Origin of the sequence: Parasutterella muris, from assembly GCF_009767915.1 — a bacterium.
GTDB classification, from domain to species: domain Bacteria; phylum Pseudomonadota; class Gammaproteobacteria; order Burkholderiales; family Burkholderiaceae_F; genus Parasutterella; species Parasutterella muris.
On the sequence record NZ_WSRP01000026.1, the window covers coordinates 34,292 to 42,273 of the forward strand.

Consider the following 7,982-nt stretch of genomic DNA (forward strand, 5'->3'; position numbering starts at 1 on the left):
ATAGGCCCGCTGAGTCGGGCCGTATTTTTATCACATGAAGATTGTTAATTTTGTCGGCTATTCCGGAAGCGGCAAGACGACGCTCATAGAGAAGCTGATTCCTATTTTCTGCGCTCAGGGTCTGCGGGTTGCCGCAATTAAAAATGCGCACCATAACTTTGATATGGATAAGCCCGGAAAAGATTCTTACCGTTATCGCAGGGCAGGGGCCTCTCAGGTCATTGTCCGCAACGCAGACCGTTGGGCCATGTTTTCGGAAACGCCTCAGGGCGCTCCGCATTTGTCAGAATTGATTGCGCATCTTGATCCGGCGGATTTAATCGTGGTAGAAGGCTTTAAATCGGAAGACAGCGACGCGCTCAGATTGGAAGTCTTTAGAGAGATCGGCAGAGGCGAGCCTCCGATCTGTCAGAGTGACGAAAGTATCTGTGCCGTTGTCTCTGACAAAGCGCGAGAAGCGTTTTCCGCGCTGCCTGTGCTGGATATCAGTAGTCCGGAAAAAGTCGCAGCCTGGATTACAGAAAAACTTCAGATAAAAGGGATTGAGAAATGCTGACAGTTGAAGAAGCAAAAGAAAAAATTTTAGAAGGCGCCGAAGTAGCCTCCGATGTTGAAGAGGTGGTGACGCTTTATGCCCCCGGAAGGATTCTGGCTGAAGATATTGTTTCTCAGATTCAGGTCCCCCCGATGGACAATTCACAGATGGACGGCTATGCGGTACGCGCCGCGGAGCTCGCTGACGGCAGACGCGCCTTTTCGGTTTCGCAGAAGATTTTTGCAGGACACGTCGGCACAAAGCTTGAAAACGGTACCTGCGCCCGCATTTTTACCGGAGCGCCCATTCCCGAAGGGGCAGACGCGGTGATTCCTCAGGAAGAGGCGGTTGAACTCGAAGACGGAACGGTGGAATTCAAGAACGCGCCCAAAGCAGGTGACTGGATTCGTCGAGCCGGATGCGACATTGATATCGGCGACACAGTGCTTCGCAAAGGTGATCGTCTGACGCCGCCCGCACTTGGTGTGGCGGCAAGTATCGGCAGAGCGACGGTTAAGGTTTACCGTCCGATTCGTGTTTCCCTGTTTTTCACAGGCGACGAACTTGCGATGCCCGGTGAAGAGCGAGTCGAAGGCGGAATCTACAATTCCAACCGCTTTGTTCTGCGCGCGCTCTTGCATCAGCTCGGCTGCGATGTCGTGGACTACGGCAATATTCCGGACTCTTTCGAGGATACGCTTGAAGCGTTCCGCAAGGCTGCAAGAAAATCCGATCTGATCATTACCAGCGGCGGTATCAGCGTGGGAGAAGCCGATTACACGAAGAGAGCCGTGGACTCTTTAGGCAGCATGCAGATGTGGCGCATTGCTGTTAAGCCCGGAAAACCGGTAGGTAAGGGCAGCGTCCTTGGCGTACCTTTCATCGGCCTGCCCGGAAATCCCGTCTCCGGCTTTGTCACGTTCCTGCTTTTTGCTCAGCCTTTGATCCTGAGACTTTCGGGCAGAAATCAGGTGGACGTGAAAGGGTACATGCTCCCGCTGAACTTTGATCTTAAAGGCGGAAGCCGCAGAGAGTTTATCCGTGTCCGCCGCAACGCCGAGGGCTCCCTTGAGAACTACCGGACACAGAACTCTGCGGTTCTCTCCTCCTGTACCTGGGCGGACGGTCTCGCGGATATCCCGGCGGAAGCTCAGCTGAAGAAAGGAGATTTGGTGCGCTACATTCCTTTCAGCGAATTTAATCTGTAGGTCGTGTCATGAAGATATTGGTTCAGAAAGAAGACTTTGATTTGGATGCAGAAGTTCGCGAGCTTCGCAAAAATTCTTCCGTTGGCGCGGTCGTCACTTTCCTTGGCACGGTGCGCGATCTGAATGACGGAAAGGATGTGAGCGGCATGACGCTTGAGTATTATCCCGGCATGACGGAAAAAGCGCTGACAAAAATTGCTAAGCAGGCGCTTGAGCGCTGGGATATTGAAGATGTGACGGTGATTCATCGTGTTGGCGAACTGCGCGTCACCGATCAGATTGTGCTCGTTGGCGTCTCAGGTAAGCATCGCGGCGAAGCCTTTGACGCCTGCGAATTTGTGATTGATTACCTTAAGACGGAAGCGCCGTTTTGGAAGAAGGAAACGCTTCCCGAAGGCGAGCGCTGGGTTGAAGCGCGCGACAGTGACGAGACCGCTAAGGAGCGGTGGGACTAAATTTCCTATTCCCAAATTAAGGGCTCGGCAGAGCCCTTAATTTATTTTCTTGTCACAATACAAAGTCATGAGTTTGCCGGAGATTCATCGGCGAACTCTTGAAAAAAGGAGATTTAAACCTTTATGCGTCAAGACAAACTAACCACACGGTTTCAGGAGCTGTTAGCTCAAGCGCAGTCTATGGCGGCTGAGAATTCCCAGCAGTATATCGACCCGCTGCATGTGCTCCTTGCGGTTCTTCACGATGATGAGGGAACCGGCCGCACGCTTCTGGAACGATCGGGAGTTCGAGTTCAGCAGCTCGAACACAAGGTCAGGGAGGCGATCCGCAAGATTCCGGAGGTGTCCGGAGCGGCGAACAATATTCAGGTCAGCCGAGAGCTAATGTCGATCCTTAACGCGACAGAGCGTGAAGCGCAAAGACTCGGCGACGAGTACATCTCGACAGATCTGTTCCTTTTGGCTTTGTGTGACAGCAGCTGTGATGCTGCCCGTCTTGCGAAAGAAGAAGGCTTAAATAAGGAATCGCTTGAAAGAGCCATACTATCTGTTCGTGGAGGAGAGAAAGTGGACAATCCCGATGCTGAGAACAACCGCGAAGCTCTGAAAAAGTACACGGTTGATTTAACTGAAAGAGCGCGTCAGGGCAAGCTTGATCCGGTTATCGGACGCGATGATGAAATTCGTCGCGCGATGCAGATCCTGCAGCGCCGCAGCAAGAACAATCCCGTTTTAATCGGTGAGCCGGGCGTTGGTAAGACCGCAGTCGTTGAAGGTCTTGCTCAGCGTATTGTTAACGGTGAGGTTCCCGATACGCTGCGCAATAAACGCGTTTTAAGCCTTGATATGGCCGGCCTGGTCGCCGGTGCTAAATATCGCGGTGAATTTGAGGAGCGCCTGAAAGCGCTTCTGAAAGAAGTGGTCGCCGAAGAAGGGCGCATCATTCTCTTTATTGATGAAATTCACACAGTGGTCGGCGCCGGTAAAACCGAAGGCGCGATGGACGCGGGCAATATGCTCAAGCCTGCGCTCTCTCGCGGCGAGCTGCATGTCATCGGTGCAACAACGCTTGATGAATACCGCAAATACATTGAAAAAGATCCGGCTCTTGAGCGCCGCTTCCAGAAAGTGATCGTTGACGAACCGAGCGTTGAAGACACGATTGCGATTCTGCGCGGACTTCAGGAAAAGTATGAAGTCCACCATGGTGTCGAAATTACCGACCCGGCAATTGTTGCGGCGGCTGAACTTTCCGCACGCTACATAACGGATCGATTCCTCCCGGATAAAGCAATTGACCTGATTGATGAAGCGGCAGCCAGAATCAAGATGGAAATTGATTCCAAGCCGGAAGAGCTCGATAAGCTTGACCGTCGTCTGATCCAGCTGAAGATCGAAAGAGAAGCAGTCAAGAAAGAGAAGGACGAAGCAAGTCAGAAACGTCTCTCGGCTTTGGAAGACGAGATTCAGAAACTGAGCCGCGAATATTCCGATCTTGAAGAGATCTGGAAGAAAGAAAAGAACGCCGCAATCGGATCGAAAGAAATTCGTGACGAGATCGACCGTCTTAAGACAAAGATGGATGAACTTCGCCGTCAGGGTAAGTATGAAGAGCTCGCGGAGATTCAGTACGGCGAACTGCCCGAGCTTGAACGCCGCCTGATCAAAGAAGAGGATCGTGAGGAAAAAGTTCATGAAGAGAAACCGAAACTTCTGAGAACACAGGTTGGCGCAGAAGAAATTGCTGAAGTGGTGTCGAGAGCGACCGGAATTCCGGTTTCCAAGATGATGGAAGGTGAACGCCAGAAGCTCTTGGATATGTCCAAATACATCGGCAAGCGGGTTGTCGGCCAGAAAGAAGCGGTCAATAAGGTCGTTGACGCGATTCTGCGTTCACGCGCCGGATTGTCTGATCCGAACCGCCCCTACGGCTCATTCCTCTTCCTCGGCCCGACAGGCGTTGGTAAGACTGAGCTGACAAAGGCCTTGGCGGAATTCCTGTTTGATACGGAAGACGCGATGATTCGTATCGATATGAGCGAGTTCATGGAAAAGCACTCCGTAGCTCGTCTGATCGGTGCGCCTCCGGGATATGTCGGCTATGAAGAAGGCGGCTATCTGACAGAGGCCGTCCGCCGCAAACCTTACAGCGTTATTCTGCTTGATGAGGTCGAAAAGGCTCATCCGGACGTATTCAATATTCTTCTGCAGGTTCTTGACGACGGCCGTATGACCGACGGACAGGGCCGCACGGTGGACTTCAAGAATACGGTCATCATCATGACTTCGAACCTTGGCTCGCATGAAATTATGAATCGTCAGGGCGAAGATTCTGCGGTGATCAAGGACGCGGTCATGGAGCAGGTTAAACAGCACTTCCGTCCTGAATTCATTAATCGTATTGATGAAATCGTGGTCTTCAATGCACTGGACGAAAAGGCGATTCGTGAGATTGCAAGAATTCAGATTCGCAAACTCGCAAAACGCATGGAAGCTCAGAACATTGGTCTTGAAGTGACAGACGCGGCTCTGGATGAAATCGGCAAAGTCGGCTTTGATCCGCTCTTTGGCGCTCGCCCGCTCCGTCGCGCGGTTCAGGATTATCTTGAAAACAGCATCGCGGTCAACCTGCTCAAAGGCAAGTATGCGCCCGGAGATACGGTTTTCGTAGATTACAAGGACGATAAGTTCATTTTTGAGGACAAAAATGAACTGAGTTAAGTAACCATTAATTGATTGACGGGGCGCTTCGGCGCCCTAATTTTTATCGCTTGGGCGCTAGAATTGATAAAAACAAATTTTCGTCCCGAGAGATCATTTATGCAGGATCAAACCACCAGAGCGCACGACATTTTGGCCATATTTTTGGTTTCCATCGCGCATGCGAGCTCCCACTTTTATCATCTTGTCATTCCGTCTCTTTTCCCTTGGATACTTCCGCACTTTAATCTGAATTACCTTCAGGGCGGGACATTAGTTTCGACCTTCTTTGTCACTAGCGCGCTTGGGCAGTCCGCGACCGGTTTTTTGGTGGATAAAATCGGCCCTCGTCTGTCGATGTATCTCGGGCTGATTTGTTTGGCATCAAGCGCTTTTGTTTTAGGTCTTGCTGACAATGTGCCCATGCTGTTTGCGGCTTCGATTCTCGCCGGTCTCGGCAATTCCGTCTTTCATCCGGCCGATTACAGCCTGATGAATTACAACATTTCTCAGCGCTATCTCGGACATGCATTTGCTTGGCACAACATTACCGGTAATATCGGCTGGGCTATTTGTCCCTTCTTCATGGTTCTCATGGCTGAGAATGTCGGCTGGAGAGAGGCCGCTTTTGCGGCTTCGAGCGTGGCATTGATTGTTTTAGGGTTCCAGCTCTTTTTCAGGGATGTGTTCTCAATCGATCAGAGTTCCAAGAAATTCGTTTCTGAAGAAAAGGACAGCGGCGGCGCATTCAGCTTTCTTGCGGTTCCCTCCGTATGGATGTGCTTTTTCTTCTTTTTCTTTACTTCCGGTGCCTTTGGCGTACTGCAAAGTTTCTCGCAATCGATCTTTAGAAATGCTTACGGACTGAACTTGGCCGGAGCTTCGGCCGCGCTGATGGCGTACCTGATTGGTGCGGGCGCCGGAGCACTTGTGGGCGGCTTCATTGCCGGTCAGTCCCGCTTTTCTTCGAATCGTGTTGTCGCGGTCTGTATTGCTTTCTCTGCTCTGATGGCGGTGGTTTTGGCATCCGAGATTCTTGTCGGATACTGGGCTGTTGTTTTGATGTTCCTGATGGGTGCGGGCACAGGAGTTGCCGCGCCGAGTCGGGACATTATGATTCGATCGGCCACGGTGGCAAAGCTTGGTCAGCGATCATTCGGCCGTGTTTACGGATTTACTTACTGCGGAATGGATGTCGGGCAGTCTCTGTCGCCCTTAGTCTTCGGCCCGCTTCTTGATAAGGGCATGTTTTCTCTGGTTCTCTTTGGCGTGGCAGCGCTTCAGACAGCGGCTATTTTCACAGCGCTTCAGGTGTCAGACGGAGAAAAGAAAGCGGATGTTCCGAGTGGGGCCTAGAGCGGCAGTTCGGTTTGCTCTCCGATAGAAAGCGGGAGGAGTGTTTCCGGATTTTCTTCTTCTACCCGGTTTCCGATGGAAACGCCCAGGAGACGGACAGTTTGTCCGCCTCTATCCACGTTCTCGAGCAGTTTTTTCGCCAGTTCAAGGATATGAGGTTTATCGGCCAGAATCCTGTCGGTTGTTTCGGAGCGGGTTATGGTCTTGAAGTTATGGAATCTGACTTTCAGCGTCAGGGAGGTTCCGGAGAAGTTATTCTTTTCAAGCCGGGTTATCAGCCGATCGACGATGCCTTCGAGCGCTTCTTCGAGTTTCTGCAGATTTCCTTCGTCGTGGCTGAAAGTGACTTCGGCCGAGACTTGTTTACGGATTCGACTTGTCGTGACTTCTCGATTATCGATGCCCCGGGCAAAGTTGTAGAAAGAGATTCCAGCTTTTCCGAACTGCTGATTCAGAAAAGAGATATCTTGTTCTCGTAAGTCTTTTCCGGTTCTGATGCCGAGAGATTCCATTTTCTTTTGCGTCACCGGTCCGACGCCCCAGATGGCTTTAACCGGCAGGCGGTCAATAAAAGCGGCGGCGCGGTCGGGATGAATGACGCAGAGCCCGTCCGGTTTTCTCCAATCGCTGGCGATTTTGGCTAGGAATTTGTTGTAAGAAACACCGGCGGAAACGACCAATCCGACTTCTTCCCGAACATTTTTGCGAATCAGTTTAGCGATCTCCATGGCGTATGTGTATTCCTCATATACGCCGGTCACGTCAAGGAACGCCTCATCGATGGAGACCGGTTCGATGATGTCTGTGTATCTGGCGAAGATCGAAAAGATTTCCTGAGAGATTTTTTTGTACTCTTCCATTCTTCCCTTGACAAAGATCAGGTCAGGACAGAGTTTGAGTGCCTGAGAGGAGGGCATAGCGGATCGCACTCCGAACTTTCTGGCCTCGTATGAAGCAGACGCGACCACGCCTCTGACCGCGTTAAGGCCGACGGCGATAGGTTTGCCGCGTAATTCAGGGAAGTCCCGCTGTTCGACGGAAGCGAAGAAAGCGTCAACGTCGATATGGAGAATTCGGCGGTATCCGTCTTGGCTCATACGGTTTCGTTTCTATAGTTCAAGCGTAGCGACAGAATGGAGTACATCCTTCAATGTTAGGGGCAAGCTCTGTGTTCATCAATGGAGGAGTGAAATTTTTTCGTTAAGATTTTTCGCAGAGGAATCTGTGGTTCATTTAGTTCAGCAAAAAAATCGTTTTTAGATTAAAATTCAACTCCTGTCTGGCCCGATGGTGAAATTGGTAGACACAAGGGACTTAAAATCCCTCGGCGCAAGCTGTACCGGTTCAAGTCCGGTTCGGGCCACCAAGTTCATATTTTTCCTAGTTGTGAAAACAATGGAATTTAGAGGAAAAGAAAGTAAATTTCCCTGATGGACACGCTCTTCGGTCCAAACCTCCGCGACATGGCTCTACATTGACTTGAAGGTCATAGACGGTTTAGGGAGATCTAAAAGCTCAAGCATGTCCTGGGCTTTTTTCGATAGCGGCTCTACAACCCAAGTTGCTCTAGTTGGAGCCCTTACAGCTCTCACTCGCTTTAATGCGGATAATAATTTCTCCACCGAGTCATCGGGAAACTTTAATTCCGAGGCAGGTCGGACGCATCAGAAATTAAATAGAAGACCACGATAAGGGTTTCCTTTTGAAGGGAGACCTTAGCCCAGGGAG

The 7,982-nt window shown here is 51.0% G+C and carries 6 protein-coding genes and 1 tRNA gene; 6 read left to right on the forward strand and 1 reads right to left on the reverse strand.

Annotated features, from left to right (window positions below; genetic code table 11):
* Positions 1–34 precede the first annotated feature (34 nt).
* From mobB to E5987_RS08775, 5 genes are all read left to right on the forward strand, one after another.
* Positions 35–556 carry a molybdopterin-guanine dinucleotide biosynthesis protein B gene (gene mobB / locus E5987_RS08755; RefSeq protein WP_160335713.1) on the forward strand — a complete coding sequence of 174 codons (522 nt, stop codon included), beginning with the start codon at positions 35–37 and terminating at the stop codon, positions 554–556.
* Entirely contained in the window at positions 550–1,743 is a 1,194-nt protein-coding gene (locus E5987_RS08760; protein WP_160335714.1) for a molybdopterin molybdotransferase MoeA, read from the forward strand. Before mobB ends, E5987_RS08760 begins: the two co-directional genes overlap by 7 nt.
* An 8-nt stretch (positions 1,744–1,751) precedes the next feature.
* Positions 1,752–2,198 carry a molybdopterin synthase catalytic subunit MoaE gene (moaE, locus tag E5987_RS08765; RefSeq protein WP_160335715.1) on the forward strand — a complete coding sequence of 149 codons (447 nt, stop codon included), beginning with the start codon at positions 1,752–1,754 and terminating at the stop codon, positions 2,196–2,198.
* A 123-nt stretch (positions 2,199–2,321) separates the two neighbouring features.
* Positions 2,322–4,919: an ATP-dependent chaperone ClpB gene (gene clpB / locus E5987_RS08770; RefSeq protein WP_160335716.1), complete on the forward strand. Its 2,598-nt coding sequence runs from the start codon at positions 2,322–2,324 to the stop codon at positions 4,917–4,919.
* A gap of 99 nt (positions 4,920–5,018) precedes the next feature.
* A complete protein-coding gene (locus E5987_RS08775) occupies positions 5,019–6,254 on the forward strand; it encodes an MFS transporter (protein ID WP_160335717.1) in 1,236 nt (411 codons plus the stop codon).
* On the opposite strand, the gene dinB is transcribed toward E5987_RS08775, so the two are convergent.
* Entirely contained in the window at positions 6,251–7,351 is a 1,101-nt protein-coding gene (gene dinB, locus E5987_RS08780) for a DNA polymerase IV (RefSeq protein ID WP_160335718.1), read from the reverse strand. The two genes, E5987_RS08775 and dinB, sit on opposite strands and share 4 nt — an antisense overlap.
* Positions 7,352–7,535: 184 nt before the next feature.
* Between dinB and E5987_RS08785 the strand changes: the two genes are divergently transcribed.
* Positions 7,536–7,620, forward strand: a tRNA-Leu gene (locus tag E5987_RS08785).
* Positions 7,621–7,982: the final 362 nt, after the last annotated feature.

Excerpts from the sequence above, each read along its gene's own strand:
- mobB (WP_160335713.1), top strand. The coding sequence starts at position 35 with ATGAAGATTGTTAATTTTGTCGGCTATTCCGGAAGCGGCAAGACGACG.
- E5987_RS08760 (WP_160335714.1), top strand. The coding sequence starts at position 550 with ATGCTGACAGTTGAAGAAGCAAAAGAAAAAATTTTAGAAGGCGCCGAA.
- moaE (WP_160335715.1), top strand. The coding sequence starts at position 1,752 with ATGAAGATATTGGTTCAGAAAGAAGACTTTGATTTGGATGCAGAAGTT.
- clpB (WP_160335716.1), top strand. The coding sequence starts at position 2,322 with ATGCGTCAAGACAAACTAACCACACGGTTTCAGGAGCTGTTAGCTCAA.
- E5987_RS08775 (WP_160335717.1), top strand. The coding sequence starts at position 5,019 with ATGCAGGATCAAACCACCAGAGCGCACGACATTTTGGCCATATTTTTG.
- dinB (WP_160335718.1), bottom strand. The coding sequence starts at position 7,351 with ATGAGCCAAGACGGATACCGCCGAATTCTCCATATCGACGTTGACGCT.